Origin of the sequence: Paenibacillus caui (assembly GCF_019904135.1) — a bacterium.
Taxonomy (GTDB): Bacteria; Bacillota; Bacilli; order Paenibacillales; family Paenibacillaceae; genus Fontibacillus; species Fontibacillus caui.
In genome coordinates this window covers 1-14,302 of record NZ_JAIOGQ010000008.1, presented here as the reverse complement: position 1 = coordinate 14,302, position 14,302 = coordinate 1, and the positions used below count along the sequence as shown (strand labels likewise).

At 51.6% G+C, this 14,302-nt stretch carries 13 protein-coding genes and 1 other RNA gene; 13 read left to right on the top strand and 1 reads right to left on the bottom strand.

Annotation, left to right across the window (positions count from 1 at the left end; all coding sequences use genetic code 11):
* The first annotated feature begins 11 nt into the window (after nt 1-11).
* The 12 genes from era (at nt 12) to rnpB (ending at nt 11,365) form a co-directional block, all read left to right on the top strand.
* Complete coding sequence (gene era / locus K7397_RS06475) at nt 12-911, top strand: GTPase Era (protein WP_223067137.1); 900 nt, start codon at nt 12-14, stop codon at nt 909-911.
* A 138-nt stretch (nt 912-1,049) separates the two neighbouring features.
* Nucleotides 1,050-1,187: a YqzL family protein gene (locus K7397_RS06470; RefSeq protein ID WP_223067136.1), complete on the top strand. Its 138-nt coding sequence runs from the start codon at nt 1,050-1,052 to the stop codon at nt 1,185-1,187.
* Nucleotides 1,188-1,250: 63 nt separating this feature from the next.
* The gene (gene recO / locus K7397_RS06465; protein WP_223067135.1) at nt 1,251-1,997 is read left to right on the top strand and encodes a DNA repair protein RecO; all 747 of its coding nucleotides are present in this window, start codon (nt 1,251-1,253) and stop codon (nt 1,995-1,997) included.
* A gap of 80 nt (nt 1,998-2,077) precedes the next feature.
* A complete protein-coding gene (locus K7397_RS06460; RefSeq protein ID WP_223067134.1) occupies nt 2,078-2,311 on the top strand; it encodes a hypothetical protein in 234 nt (77 codons plus the stop codon).
* A gap of 51 nt (nt 2,312-2,362) precedes the next feature.
* Nucleotides 2,363-3,247 (top strand): glycine--tRNA ligase subunit alpha, encoded by an 885-nt coding sequence (gene glyQ / locus K7397_RS06455; protein WP_223067133.1) that lies wholly within the window; start codon nt 2,363-2,365, stop codon nt 3,245-3,247.
* Nucleotides 3,240-5,321 (top strand): glycine--tRNA ligase subunit beta, encoded by a 2,082-nt coding sequence (glyS, locus tag K7397_RS06450; RefSeq protein ID WP_223067132.1) that lies wholly within the window; start codon nt 3,240-3,242, stop codon nt 5,319-5,321. Before glyQ ends, glyS begins: the two co-directional genes overlap by 8 nt.
* A gap of 37 nt (nt 5,322-5,358) precedes the next feature.
* Nucleotides 5,359-5,814: a YaiI/YqxD family protein gene (locus K7397_RS06445; RefSeq protein WP_223067131.1), complete on the top strand. Its 456-nt coding sequence runs from the start codon at nt 5,359-5,361 to the stop codon at nt 5,812-5,814.
* A 41-nt stretch (nt 5,815-5,855) separates the two neighbouring features.
* Entirely contained in the window at nt 5,856-7,673 is a 1,818-nt protein-coding gene (gene dnaG / locus K7397_RS06440; protein WP_223067130.1) for a DNA primase, read from the top strand.
* A gap of 47 nt (nt 7,674-7,720) precedes the next feature.
* Entirely contained in the window at nt 7,721-8,851 is a 1,131-nt protein-coding gene (rpoD, locus tag K7397_RS06435; RefSeq protein ID WP_223067129.1) for an RNA polymerase sigma factor RpoD, read from the top strand.
* Between the two features lie 190 nt (nt 8,852-9,041).
* Entirely contained in the window at nt 9,042-9,800 is a 759-nt protein-coding gene (locus K7397_RS06430) for a tRNA (adenine(22)-N(1))-methyltransferase (RefSeq protein ID WP_223067128.1), read from the top strand.
* The gene (locus K7397_RS06425) at nt 9,776-10,891 is read left to right on the top strand and encodes a Nif3-like dinuclear metal center hexameric protein (protein WP_223067127.1); all 1,116 of its coding nucleotides are present in this window, start codon (nt 9,776-9,778) and stop codon (nt 10,889-10,891) included. The genes K7397_RS06430 and K7397_RS06425 overlap by 25 nt, the downstream gene beginning before the upstream one ends.
* Nucleotides 10,892-10,964: 73 nt before the next feature.
* An RNA gene (rnpB, locus tag K7397_RS06420) (RNase P RNA component class A) lies at nt 10,965-11,365 on the top strand.
* Nucleotides 11,366-11,454: 89 nt separating this feature from the next.
* Here the strand turns inward: rnpB and K7397_RS06415 are convergent.
* Nucleotides 11,455-13,347 carry a S8 family peptidase gene (locus K7397_RS06415; RefSeq protein ID WP_337926688.1) on the bottom strand — a complete coding sequence of 631 codons (1,893 nt, stop codon included), beginning with the start codon at nt 13,345-13,347 and terminating at the stop codon, nt 11,455-11,457.
* Nucleotides 13,348-13,608: 261 nt separating this feature from the next.
* On the opposite strand from K7397_RS06415, the gene K7397_RS06410 reads away from it, so the two are divergent.
* Entirely contained in the window at nt 13,609-14,109 is a 501-nt protein-coding gene (locus K7397_RS06410) for a YpuI family protein (protein WP_223067126.1), read from the top strand.
* Nucleotides 14,110-14,302: the final 193 nt, after the last annotated feature.

The following is a 14,302-nucleotide window of genomic DNA, read 5'->3' as shown; positions in this document are numbered from 1 at the left end:
AAGGAGAACATATGCCAAAACCATCTTTTAAATCCGGCTTTGTCGCGATTGTCGGCCGTCCCAATGTCGGCAAATCTACGCTGATGAACCAGGTCATCGGGCAGAAAATTGCGATTATGTCCGACAAGCCGCAGACGACAAGAAACAAAATACACGGCGTGTATACATCAGAGGAGATGCAGATCATTTTTCTGGATACCCCGGGTATTCATAAGCGGCAATCCAAGCTGGGCGATTATATGAACAGCACGGCGCTGGGAACGTTAAGCGAAGTTGAAGCGGTTCTGTTTCTTGCCGATGTCTCGGAAGGCTTTGGAGGAGGAGACCGCTTTATCATCGAGCGGCTGAAGGAAGTGAAAACTCCGGTCATTCTTGTTCTGAACAAGATTGATAAAATTCAGCCGGAAGAGCTGCTGCCGATGATTGAGGAATACAGCAAGCTGTACAATTTTGCGGAAATTGTGCCGATATCGGCTATGCTCGGCAACAACGTGAACACGCTGCTCGACCAGATTTCCAAGTATTTGCCGGAGGGGCCGCAGTATTATCCTGAAGACCAGGTGACGGACCACCCTGAGCAGTTCGTCTGCGCCGAACTGATCCGCGAGAAGATTCTGCACTTGACCCGGGAGGAAGTCCCTCATTCGATTGCGGTGACCATTGAGGATATGCGGGTACAGGATAACGGAGTAGTCTATATTTCAGCCGTGATCTTCGTTGAACGCGATTCCCAGAAAGGCATCATTATCGGCAAACAGGGGGCTCTGCTGAAGGAGATCGGCAAGCTTGCCCGCCATGATATCGAGCATTTGCTTGGGTCGAAGATTTTTCTTGAATTATGGGTAAAAGTTAAGAAGGACTGGCGAAATCAGGAGCGCGTGCTGCGCGATTTGGGCTTCAACCGGGACTGACCCCTTATTTTTGAAGCATCCCTCGTCACTTGCCGCGAGTTTTATTCTGCCAGTTATTCCAACGCATAGTTGTCTACGCAGCGTACATCCTATTCTTTGAAAGGCAAGGCGTCATGATCGAAGAAAGGGTGAATACGCGTGCGAGATTTTTCGTGGAAGTATTTTACGATGACTGGCGATGTAGATGCTTATATGCTTTTTAAGGAAATCGGCGTCCCTTCCGAAGAGGAGCGGGAGGCGCCCGAAGAATTGGTTCTGGAACAAGAGGAAGGCTGACGAAAGGCCCCTCTTGCCCTTTAAGGGCTGCTGACCGGACCGCCAGGGGGAGAGTCGTGCTATATGCTATACAGAGTTGAAGGCATTGTCATCCGCAGCATGGACTATGGGGAAGGAAACAAAATCATCACCCTGCTCACCGAACACGACGGCAAAGCAGGTGTGCTTGTCCGCGGAGCCAAGAAGCCGAAAAGCCGCCATGCGGCGCTGACTCTGCCGTTTACATACGGACAATATATATTTTTCAGAAACAGCGGTCTTGGGACGCTGAACGCAGGTGAGATTATGGAATCTCACCATCTTTTGCGTGAAGACCTTACTCTCGCTGCCTACGCCTCCTATGCTTGCGAGCTGCTGGACCGGATTTTGCAGGACGAGGAGACAGGGGCCTTCTGGTTCACTCAGCTAAAAGCATGTCTGGAAGCACTCGAAGGCGGCAAAGATGCTGCCGTCGTCATTCATTTGTACGAAATGAAAATACTTCAGGCGGCCGGTTATGGGCCTGAGCTTGAAGTGTGCGTCGTCTCCGGCACCGATCAGGAGCTGGACTTTTTCAGCCCAAGGCTTGGCGGTGTGCTCAGCAGACGGTGCAGGCATATGGACCCTGCCGCCATGCCGATCTCTCCGTCTGTACTCAAGCTGCTCAGGCTGCTTCGCAGACTGGATATGCGCAGGCTCGGGAATGTGGCAGTGAAGGATTCGACCAAGGCCGAGCTCAAGACGCTGATGCGCGCCCTCATGGATATGCAGATCGGGATTCAGCTGAAATCCAGAAATTTTTTGGATCAACTCGACAAATATCAGATTTGAGGCAGTTCCAACATCCCGGGTTTGACTTCATGCTTGAAATCTATTATTATAATCCATATTTCTCTTAAGAGAGTCGTGCGTTGAACGGGAAACTGGCAAATAGATGCAAAGCCAATTGCAGCGAGCCGGGGGCGGTGAAAGCCCGGATTGGCGGATTTGTCATGATGGCGGCCCGGGAGCACGGAATGGAACGTGAAAAGTGGATTCGGCTTAAGGTAAGGCCGGATCAAGTAGGGTGGAACCGCGGGATACAGCTCTCGTCCCTACGTCTGAATACAGGCGTAGAGGCGGGAGCTTTTTTACTGTCTGTATGAAGCTTGCCGGGGATGTCCGGTGCCAAAACATGAAGACAAGGAGTGGTCAGTATGAATTTTCAGCAGATGATTTTGACGCTGCAGCAGTTCTGGGCAGAGCAGAACTGTATTCTGGTCCAGCCGTATGATACGGAAAAAGGGGCCGGTACGATGAATCCGATGACATTTTTGCGTTCGCTTGGTCCTGAGCCATGGAAAGTGGCTTACGTCGAGCCTTCTCGCCGTCCTTCCGACGGACGTTACGGGGAAAACCCGAACCGCTTGTATCAGCATCATCAGTTTCAGGTGATTATCAAGCCTTCGCCTGACAATATCCAGGAAATTTACCTGGAAAGCTTGAAGGCGCTCGGCGTTGATCCTTTGAAGCACGACATCCGTTTTGTCGAGGACAACTGGGAGAATCCATCGCTCGGCTGCGCGGGGCTTGGCTGGGAAGTTTGGCTCGACGGCATGGAGATTACGCAGTTTACGTATTTTCAGCAGGTGGGCGGCATTGAAACGAATCCGGTTGCCGTAGAAATCACCTATGGAATGGAGCGCCTGGCTTCCTATATTCAGGAGAAGGAAAATGTGTTCGATCTGGAATGGGTGGAGGGCATTTCTTACGGTGACGTATTCCATCATCCCGAATTCGAGCATTCCAAATACACGTTTGAAGTTTCAGACGTAAAAATGCTATTTGCACTGTTTAATATGTATGAACAGGAAGCGGGCAGAGCAATGAGCGAGCATCTCGTTTTCCCGGCCTATGACTACGTGCTTAAATGTTCTCATACATTCAACCTGCTGGACGCCAGAGGCGCTATCAGCGTGACGGAAAGAACCGGATACATTACGCGGGTCCGCAATCTGGCCAGACAGGTTGCCGCGACCTTTTTGGAAGAGCGCGAGAAGCTCGGATTCCCGCTGCTTAAAGGAGGAGAAAGCCATGTCTAAGGATCTGTTGTTTGAAATCGGACTTGAAGAAACGCCGGCCCGCTTTATTCGCGGGGCTGTGGATCAGCTCAAGGAGCGGACGCTGAAATGGCTGGATGGCTCGGGCATTGCCCACGGGACTGCCTACGCATATGCAACCCCTCGCCGCCTGGCCGTCCTTGTCAAGGATGTGGCGGAGAAGCAGGAAGACGTTCACGAAGAAGTAAAGGGACCGTCCCGCAAAATCGCACTGGACGAGAACGGCAACTGGACCAAGGCGGCTCTTGGTTTTGCCCGCAGCCAAGGGGCCGATCCGGAACAATTCACCTTCCGTGAACTTGGAGGGACGGAATATATTTATGTCAGCAAGAGCACCAAAGGGATTCACACCGCCGACATTTTGGCGGACGGGCTCCTTGGCATTCTTAGCGCGATGACTTTTCCCAAAAATATGCGCTGGGCCAGCAACGATTTCAAGTTTGTCCGGCCGATCCGCTGGCTAGTCGCTCTGTTTGGACAGGATGTCATTCCATTCACCGTTACCGGCGTCAATACGGGAAATGTAACGAGAGGACATCGTTTTCTCGGTACCGAGGCCGTCATTTCCGAGCCTTCCGCTTATTTGGATATTCTTCGGAAGCAGCATGTCATAGCGGATACGGAAGAGCGCAAGAATATGATCGTGACCCAGATTGAAGAGCTTGCGGCTGAAAAAGACTGGAACATCGCCATTAAAGAAGATCTTCTCGAAGAAGTTCTGTTTCTGGTGGAAACGCCGACCGTGCTGTTCGGCACATTTGATGAATCCTTCCTGAATATCCCCAAGGAAGTACTGATTACTTCGATGCGCGAGCATCAGCGTTACTTCCCTGTGCTGGGCAAGGACGGCTCGCTGCTTCCGTTCTTTGTAACGGTCAGAAACGGGGGTTCCGAATCGCTTGATTTGATTTCAAAAGGCAACGAGAAGGTGCTGCGCGCACGCCTGTCCGATGCGAAATTCTTCTATGAAGAAGATCAAAAGCTCGAAATCAAGGACGCGCTTTCAAAGCTTGAGAGCATTGTATTCCATGAAGAGCTGGGAACGGTCGGCGACAAAGTGCGCCGGATTCGCCGGATTGCGGGCAGTCTTGCCGCCGCGCTCAAAGTGGACATCAGTGCCCAAGAGACCGTAAACCGAGGCGCGGAAATTTGCAAATTCGACCTGGTGACGCAGATGGTGTATGAATTTCCGGAGCTTCAAGGTGTTATGGGGCAGGATTATGCGCTTAAAGCGGGTGAATCCAAGCCGGTATCGGACGTGGTCTACGAGCACTATCAGCCGCGTTTCGCGGGTGACGCTGCGCCGGCTTCGCTGGCCGGCTCGATCGTGAGCATTGCCGACAAGATCGACACCATCGTCGGATGCTTTTCGATCGGGATCATTCCGACAGGCTCCCAGGATCCTTATGGCCTGAGACGACAGGCTGCCGGCATTGTGCAAATCGTGCTTGACCACCAGCTGCCTGTCGGTCTCAGCGACATTTTTGCGCTCGGGATTGAGGCGCATGAGGAATTAAGAGGACTGAAACGGACTGCAGCGCAAATCACCCAGGATATGAATGAATTTTTCGGCCTCAGGGTAAAAAAGAAATTGTCGGATGATCTACGCTATGATGTAGTTGATGCGGTTATTGCGGCGGGTTATGACGACGTCGTGTCCGTCGTAAATCGGGGGAATGCACTAGCGGCAGCGGTAAGCGAGCAGGATGATTTCAAGACGACAGTTGAATCGTTCAACCGCGTCAGCAACTTGGCGGCCAAAGCTGTTTCTTCGCCCAAAGTCAGATCCGATTTGCTTAGCGAAGCTTCTGAACGTGAATTATATCAGGCCTGGCAGACGGTTTCGGCCGAATTCCAAAGCGCTCTGGATCAGAAACACTCCGAGGGTGCGCTCAAGGTTCTAGGCGGACTGAAAGATCCGATTACCGTTTTCTTTGAGGCTGTCATGGTCATGGCGGAGGACGAGCAAATCCGGACTAACCGGCTTGCCCTTCTGGCCGCGATTGATGGCGACCTGAAGCGCTTTGCCGACTTCAGCAAGCTGGTGTGGGCTTAATTCTTCAAAGTCTTTCCGGATTAGGAGGAGCCGAAGAATGAGAATTGTTGTGGACGGGGATTCCTGTCCTGTCAAACAGGAAATTGCAGAAACGGCAAGAAAATTCTCGGTTCCGGTTCTGATGGTTGCTTCATTCGACCATCTGCTGCAGGGCGGGGAAGGCGTTTCGGTGGTCCGGGTGGACCGAAGCTCGCAAAGCGCCGATTTGTTTATTGCCAATCATATTGCTTCCGGTGATATTGTCGTCACTCAGGATTATGGACTCGCAGCACTGGCTATTGCCAAGTGCTGCGATGTTCTGTCTCCACGCGGAGACATTTACGATACCGGCAATATCGACTATCTGCTGGAACGCCGTCACGCTCAGGCCAAAGCCCGCCGGGCTGGCCGACATTCCAGGGGCCCGCGTCCCTTTACGGATGAGGACCGGCAGCATTTTCAGCAAAACCTGACAAAACTTTTACAAGGGCGGCAGGAAAACGGGCAATTTTAGCGAATTACTATTAACGTGCAAAAGAGATGAAGGTGGTTAAGATGAGTACCGGACGAAACATTCCGGAGGAAGTCATTGAAGCTGTATTGCTACACCATGATATCGTTGACACCGTAAGCAGGCATGTTCATCTCACCAAACAGGGAAAATATTTAAAAGGGTTGTGTCCGTTTCATTCGGAGAAAACCCCTTCTTTTACCGTTACCCCGGACCGGCAGATCTTTCATTGCTACGGCTGTGGTGCGGGAGGCAATGCAATCAAATTCAGAATGGAAATGGAAGGACTGTCATTCCCGGAAGCGGTTAAGCTGATGGCCGAAGAGGCTCATATTCCATTTACGGATCTAAACGGCTCTGCGGCTGCACCGCATAATCCGGAGCTTGACGCTCTGCTTCAGGCCAATGAGTGGTCGGCGAAGCTGTATCATTTTCTGCTGAAAAATACGGAGCATGGCAAGCAGGCCATGGACTACTTGAAAGGCCGGGGAATCGGCGACCGGCTGATTGACCGGTTTGGCATCGGATATGCGCCGGCCCGGTGGGATACGCTTGTCCAATTTCTGGACAAACGTTCGTTCGATCTTTCGGCAATGGAGAAAGGCGGGCTGCTTTCGGCAAAGAACGACGGCACGGGCTTTGTTGACCGCTTCCGTGACCGGGTGATGTTTCCGATCTATAACCGCAGCGGCAAAGTGATCGCTTTCGCCGGGCGGATTCTGGGGGAAGGACAGCCGAAATACTTGAATTCGCCGGAAAGCAGGCTGTTCAGCAAGAGCCGCACGCTATACAACCTGCACCAGTCGAAGAATGAAATTCGCAAGAAGAGACAGGTTGTGATTTTCGAAGGCTTTGGGGATGTTATCAGCGCTTGGGAAGCGGGAGTCCATAACAGCGTGGCGACGATGGGCACTGCATTGACCGAGAGCCATGCGGCAATCCTGAAATCGACCTGTGACGAAGCGATTGTTTGCTATGATGGCGACAGAGCCGGACAATCGGCGGCGATGAAGAGTATTCCCATTCTGGAAGGAGCGGGATTCAAGGTCCGGATTGCCTTGCTTGCCGAGGGGCTGGATCCTGACGAATATATCCGGAAATACGGCGGGGAGCGCTTTCTGAGTCAGGTGATTGAGGGTGCTGTTTCAGCGGTTAAATTTAAGCTTATATATCTGAAGAAAAACCATATACTGCTAGAAGAAGCAGGTAAAGTTGCCTACATCAGGGAAGCGATTGAAGTGATCGCTCCGCTCCCATCCCCGACAGAACGGGAAATCTATTTGAAGGAGCTTTCCGCCGATCTTCAGGTCTCCTTTGACAGCCTGAAGCAGGAATGCAATCAGTTCCGGCACGATATGCAAAAAAACCGGGCGGATGGGGATAATAACGCCAATTGGTGGAATACTGGTAGGCATAAAAAAAGGCAGTCCGAAGCTCCGGTGTTGCTTCCGGCCTATCATGTGGCAGAACGGCGGCTGTTATCGTTCATGCTGCAGGATGATGAAGTTGCAAGTTACGTAAGCGAGCATCTCGGAGATCAATTCAATATTAAGGAACATGCGGCGATCGCCGCTTATCTATATGCCTACTACGCTCAGGGAAAAACCCCCGATGTCAGCCGGTTTGTCTCATCGCTCCAGGATGAGAAGCTGGAGAAGGTAGTCAGCTCCATTGCCGTAATGGACACGCCGCTGGAATGGTCGGTTCAGGAGCTTGATGATTGCATCAAGGAGATTCGCAAGGTACCCCTGAAGAGCAGCATTGATCGCAAGAAAGAAGAAATGATCGCGGCGGAGAAAGCAGGCGACTTTTTAACCGCCGCCCAAATTGCAAGTGAGATTATAGCCCTAGAAAGACAATGAACACAAGTGGATGAGGCGTAAGTTTCTAGGGAGGAGGGAGCCCCAATATGACGAATGAACAGCATACTGAACTAGAAACGGAATTAACGCTTGAGCAGGTCAAGGATCAGCTCTTGGAACAGGGCAAGAAGCGGTCTTCTCTGACATACAAAGAAATCATGGAAAAGCTCTCCCCTTTTGAGCAGGATCCTGAGCAGATGGATGAATTTTTTGAGCAGCTGAGCGACACGGGAATCGATGTCACCAACGTCAGCGATGAGGAACTGTCCTCCCGCCAGCGTGATGAGGGCGACAATGGGGATCATGATGATTTCAGCTTTGACGATGACCTCAGCTTGCCTCCGGGTATCAAAATCAACGACCCGGTACGGATGTATCTGAAAGAAATCGGACGCGTTCCGCTTCTGTCGGCCAATGAAGAGATCGAGCTCGCTCAGCGGATCGAGAACGGCGATGAGGAAGCCAAACGGCGGCTTGCCGAAGCAAATCTGCGGCTCGTCGTCAGCATTGCGAAACGCTATGTTGGCAGAGGCATGCTGTTTCTGGATCTAATTCAGGAAGGAAATATGGGCCTTATCAAGGCTGTGGAGAAATTCGATTATTCGAAAGGTTTTAAATTCAGCACCTATGCTACATGGTGGATCAGACAGGCCATTACACGCGCTATTGCGGACCAGGCCAGAACGATCCGCATTCCGGTGCATATGGTGGAGACGATCAACAAGCTGATTCGGGTTTCCCGTCAGCTGCTTCAGGAGCTGGGCCGTGAACCTACGCCGGAGGAAATCGCAGCGGAGATGGACCTGAGCGTAGAGAAAGTGCGCGAAATTATGAAAATCGCTCAGGAACCGGTATCGCTCGAGACGCCGATCGGAGAAGAGGACGATTCCCACCTGGGGGATTTCATCGAGGATCAGGAAGCGCTGGCCCCGGCGGATGCGGCTGCTTATGAACTGCTTAAGGAGCAGCTGGAAGACGTGCTCGATACGCTGACCGAACGCGAAGAAAACGTGCTGCGGCTGCGCTTTGGTCTCGACGACGGACGCACCCGGACTCTTGAAGAAGTCGGCAAGGTGTTCGGCGTAACGAGGGAGCGTATTCGCCAGATTGAAGCCAAGGCGCTCCGCAAGCTTCGTCATCCCAGCCGGAGCAAACGGCTGAAGGATTTTCTCGAATAGAGATCCCCGGACCTTCTGCGGCATGCAGCAAGGTCTTTTTTTCTGAATATACGCTCAATCAATTTCTTTTATTTGGGATTTATGTATTTATTTTGTTTGTATGAGTTTTATTTTAGCTTTTTTGCCTGGATAATGCAAATGGTGTTGTTATTTATCAAATTCTGAAAAAATGGATAATGTGGGTGGCTACATGAAACTATCAGCAAGATTGCAAAAAGTGGCGGATTATTTGCCTGCGGGCTGCAAATTCGCCGATATCGGTTCCGACCATGCGCTGCTGCCCGTAGCGGCGGTTCTTGACGGCCGCGCGGCAAGCGCTGTGGCGGGAGAGGTGAACGACGGACCGCTTGAAGCGGCCAAACGGCAGGTGGCTTCTGCCGGGCTTGGCGGTAAAATTTCGGTCCGCAAAGGAGACGGCTTGGCCGTTATCCGAAACGGCGAAGTGGATACCATTACAATTGCGGGCATGGGCGGCGCGCTGATTTCGAATATTTTGGGCGAGGGTATGGACAAGCTTGCAGGGGTTAAGCGGCTTGTGCTGCAGCCCAATGTCGGGGAAGATGTGGTGCGCCGCTGGCTGCTGGAACAGGGATGGTATTTAACTGCCGAGCATATTCTTAAAGAAGACGGCAAAATTTATGAAATTTTGGTCGCCGACCGGACCGAAGAAGCAGAATCCCTGAATGAAGAGCTCTATCGGGAGCGAACCCTGCCGGGAGCGCCGCCCTTGACAAAGGAATGGCTTATCTTGCTTGGACCGCATTTGACGAAAAACCCGCCGGACGTTTTTTTTGCCAAATGGGAGTCCGAACTGGACAAGCTTGCTAAAATTCGCAGGCAGATGTCAAAGTCCGAACAGCCGTCGGCACGACTGAAAGAAGCGGAGCTTGATATTCAAATGAAGCAGATGAAGGAGGTATTGTCGTGTTTGCAAAAGGCCAAACGGTAATTCAGCTGATGGAGCAGCTTGCTCCAAAGCATGTGGCGATGGAGGGAGATAAAATCGGACTGCAGCTCGGAACGCTGCAAAAAGAGATCAAGCAGGTGCTTGTAGCGCTTGACGTCAATGACGAGGTTGTGGAGGAAGCGATCCGGCTCGGCGCCGATCTGATTATTGCCCATCACGCGATCATTTTCCGCCCGCTTGCGCAGATTGCGACGGATACGCCGGCGGGCCGGCTTTACGAGAAGCTGATCAAGCATGATATAGCCGTCTATATCAGCCATACGAATCTGGACGTGACGGAAGGCGGCATGAACGACTGGATGGCTGAGGCGCTTGGCATTGATGGCTCGGATTCGCTGGAAGATGTACATACCGACAAGCTGTTCAAGCTGGTCGTGTTTGTGCCGAAGGATCATCACCGGAAGGTTCTGGATGCGGTTCTGAACGCCGGCGCGGGCTGGATCGGCAATTACAGCCACTGCAGCTTTAATATTGAAGGATATGGCACATTCAAGCCGGGCGAGGGAACCGATCCGTATATCGGTGAGCCTGGCAAGCTGGAGTTAGCCCAGGAAATGCGGATTGAAACGATTGTCCCAAACAGCATTCGAAACAAAGTCATTCAGGCGATGCTGAAAAATCATCCATACGAAGAAGTGGCGTATGATCTGTATCCTGTGGATTTGAAGGGCCGCACCTTCGGACTGGGCCGGGTCGGCAAGCTGAAAGAGCCGGTGACGCTCGGAGCCTTCGCGGAAAGGGTGAAGCAGGAGTTGGACGTTCCCTTCGTCCGGGTAGTAGGAGATCCGGATAAAATAATTCGCAAGGCTGCTGTTATCGGCGGTTCAGGCGGGAAGTACTGGCGCAGCGCGCAGTTTCGCGGGGCGGACGTGCTGGTCACCGGAGACGTCGATTATCATACGGCGCAGGATGCCTTGGCGGCAGGCATTTCTTTTATCGACCCCGGCCATAACGCCGAGAAGATCATGAAAAGGAAAGTGGCGGACTGGCTGGCAGGCAAGCTGGCGGAGCAGAAAAGCGATACGAAAGTGACGGCATCCGAGGTCAATACCGAAGTATTTACTTTCAGGTAATTTATGGGCTATTTTCCTGTATTTTGGGGTTGTGCTACCCATAAAATTTTTGTATACTAACAGATGTTGTTTGGAAGTTTGACAGACAATCGCCGGCAGCAACCGCTGCGGGAGGAAAGTCCGGGCTCCATAGGGCAGGATGCTGGATAACGTCCAGTCGGCGCGAGCCGAAGGATAGTGCCACAGAAATGGACCGCCGATGGCCGCTTTCATGCGGCACAGGCAAGGATGGAACCGAGGTGTAAGAGACCCCGAGGAGCGTTGGTGACTTCGTTCCTGGTAAACCCCATCTGGAGCAAGACCTAATGGAACGCAGCTTTTAAAGAGCAGCCTTAGCCCGAGGCGCGTTCGGGTTGGTCGCTGGAGCCGTTTAGCAATAAACGGCCTAGATAGATGATTGTCACTTATGGTGGGAGGGTAGTTCCCGTTACAACCACTACAAGTACAGAACCCGGCTTACGGAAAACTTCCGTCACTGCAACATTTATATAACAACGAAACCCCTGGTTAAAGGAATTGTCCAGGCCTTGCAAGAAGGCTGCATTTCCTTTAACCGGGGGTTTTTATTTGGCAGGCTGTCTTTCCAGCAGCCCGTTTAATTTATGCTCCACATTCTGCGGCCAAAGCTGAATCGGGCTCCGGTTGTTTCCAGCGGCCTGAAGGGCTGCATAGACATTGATTTGGCCGTAGCCAAAGTATTTATCCCGGCCGGCCGTTCCGAGATCCTTCACATTTTTGCGGATGATGTCCATCACTTCCGTATTTTTCAAATCCGGGTTGACCGAACGAATTAGCGCGGCGAGTGCGGCCACATGCGGGCTTGCCATCGATGTGCCGGAAAGCGCGGCGTATTGGTTGCCGGGATACGTGCTTGCAATGCTCTCTCCGGGAGCCATAACGTCAATATAATCGCCGAAATTGGAGAAAGACGCCCGTTTCAGATTGGAATCCGTCGCGGATACGGACAGTACCTCGGGATATGCCGCCGGATAGCCGGGACGCTCCGTATTGTCATTTCCGGTGGCAGCGATCACGACGGCGTCATGGTCAAATGCGTACTTGATCGCATCATGGAGAAATTGGGCTTCCGCATAATTGCCCAGGCTAAGGTTGATGACCTTGGCCCCTTGATCAACGGCCCAAATAATGCCTTGTGCCACCGAATAGGTGGTTCCCGACCCGCTGCTGTCCAGCGCTTTAACGGGAAGAATTTTCGTGCTCCAGGTCATGCCGGCGATGCCTTCCCTGTTGTTGACATTGGCGGCAATAATCCCGGCCACATGCGTGCCGTGCCCTACATCGTCCATGGGCTTATCGTTCGGCGAGACGACATTGTATCCGGGAAGCAAGCGGCCCTGGAGATCGGGATGATCCAGATCAACGCCGGTATCGACGACGGCAACGATAACGTCGCTTGCCCCTGTAGAGAGCTTCCAGCCCTGATTGGTGTTTGTGATGGGCAGGTTCCATTGATAATCCGAGAACAGGGCATCATTGGGCACTTCCGTTACATCTCTTGTATCATCAAGCCCGATACCGTAATCGTCGTCAGCTTCGTTTGTCAAGTACAGGTAGTGGGGCTCCACGTAAAGAGGATGCCATTTTTGCTTGAAGTACGCGCTCAGTTCCTTCGTATTTTTATGATCGGAATGAAAAATATACGTATTCCTGATCATTTGAGCGGGCTTGCAGCCAAGATCCTTTTCAATACGGCGAAGATCGGCCCCGTTAAGCGGCTGGTTGAAGGTAACGACTACTTCGTTCTCGTAAAAATGGCTGGCATTTTCGTTATCGTGGCCGGTCTTTACCGTGATGTCCCGCATCGTGTCGGGATGAGCCGATTCCACATTGTATCTGCCTTCCTTGGGATAAGGAATGAGGCGTAAATTTTTCCGCTGGTGATTTTCGACGCTTTTTAATATACTGGTGCTGAACACGCCGATAATGCCTCTACGTTTGCTTTCATCCGGCTGCGCCATAATGAAATAGCGAGGATCATTTTCCGGAAAGGAGGGAGACTCGTACTTTTTGCCTCTTTGCAGTGACTTTTTTGCAAATCGCATGTAAGTACCAAGTTCCTTTTCTTCTGCCGGTGAAGGCTTGAACCCGCTGCTCTTGATTGCGCTCTTTCCAGAATAGCTGCCAACCGGGACAATGGACAGCAGATGGCTATGGTTTTTCTGAAGTTTTTTTACATACTGGTCAGCCTCTTTCGGGGAGAGGTTATATCTTAAGGTCAGATCGGCCAGATGCTGGCGGGCATCCCTTCTTGCCAGACGTTCTGTCGCCGTAATATCCTGTTTGAGCATGTTGTGCTTCAAATGCTGCTCCGTTTTCGGCTTCGATTGTTCCACGTCCCGTCCGGACCTGGCCGTCCCGGAGTTGCAGGCAGGAAGCAAGCATGCGGCCAATAAAGCCGCGGATAAGCCGATGATCGACCCTTTTTTTATCGTCACGATAGCCACCTTCTTGAATAATTTGTTTGCGTTCCCCTTGTTTTTGGATTTACAGCCCGAATTTAGCGTTCGACGACACCGAAGATTTTATTCTCGTATAGCCCCGGGAAGAAGGCTAGGAATTTATGGATAAGGCGTTTGCCCGGACAAGACGGGATACCTTTGGAAAGTATTTTATGGTAGAATATCACTATGGATAGGTTCTATAATTCGAATGAACTTTAGATCCTCTTTTGACAGAATGGAAGGAGAACTGACTGTATGCCTGAAGCGAATACCCAACATCTATGTGAATCCGCAAGAGACAAATTGAAGACAGCCGCAGAAAGACTTGAACAATTTCTGAATCATTATTCGCTGCCACAGCTCGCGGAGGAACCGGATGAAGAAACCACTCGTTTCTACAAAGGGTTTTTAAGTGATCTTCGCCATTTGCTGGTTTTTACGGAGGCGAACTACGAAAAGCTCGGTGTATTGCTTCGTCGGCCGAACTTCGATAAGGAAGCTGCAGAGAAGGCGCTTTATCATGTTTATCACGACTGCGTTAACAATTTCTTCTATCCGAAAAGTGAAGGTTATGCCGAGGATGGCCGCTATGCCTATACAGGACAAGACGCAATCCGTTTCCGGCGCAAGCCCGTCCGTGCTGCACGGGATGTGGTTCTTGATGTTACAAAAATTTATGAAGAGCTTCGTGATGATTTGACTTACTATGAAAGCGACTATTTAACGCAGCTCCGCATGCAAAAAAGCGGCTGCTAAAAACAAGGGAATGACAACTTACCAATGAACCCGGGATGCCTGCACAAAGGCATCCCTTTACATTTTCGCGTGCCCAGAAGCACGCATCTTCTTGCCGGTGAAAGTCCGGTCGCGGGAGGGGCCAAGCCCCCGCGTAGCTGGGATGCCTGCGTATGGCGAAATCTGTACGTAGAAGCGCGTCGACGAAAGTATC

What these genes read in the sequence shown, in the direction of transcription:
- K7397_RS06430 (WP_223067128.1), top strand. Translation starts at nt 9,042, where the DNA reads ATGAAACTATCAGCAAGATTGCAAAAAGTGGCGGATTATTTGCCTGCG.
- K7397_RS06410 (WP_223067126.1), top strand. Translation starts at nt 13,609, where the DNA reads ATGCCTGAAGCGAATACCCAACATCTATGTGAATCCGCAAGAGACAAA.
- rpoD (WP_223067129.1), top strand. Translation starts at nt 7,721, where the DNA reads ATGACGAATGAACAGCATACTGAACTAGAAACGGAATTAACGCTTGAG.
- dnaG (WP_223067130.1), top strand. Translation starts at nt 5,856, where the DNA reads ATGAGTACCGGACGAAACATTCCGGAGGAAGTCATTGAAGCTGTATTG.
- recO (WP_223067135.1), top strand. Translation starts at nt 1,251, where the DNA reads ATGCTATACAGAGTTGAAGGCATTGTCATCCGCAGCATGGACTATGGG.
- era (WP_223067137.1), top strand. Translation starts at nt 12, where the DNA reads ATGCCAAAACCATCTTTTAAATCCGGCTTTGTCGCGATTGTCGGCCGT.
- glyS (WP_223067132.1), top strand. Translation starts at nt 3,240, where the DNA reads ATGTCTAAGGATCTGTTGTTTGAAATCGGACTTGAAGAAACGCCGGCC.
- glyQ (WP_223067133.1), top strand. Translation starts at nt 2,363, where the DNA reads ATGAATTTTCAGCAGATGATTTTGACGCTGCAGCAGTTCTGGGCAGAG.
- K7397_RS06445 (WP_223067131.1), top strand. Translation starts at nt 5,359, where the DNA reads ATGAGAATTGTTGTGGACGGGGATTCCTGTCCTGTCAAACAGGAAATT.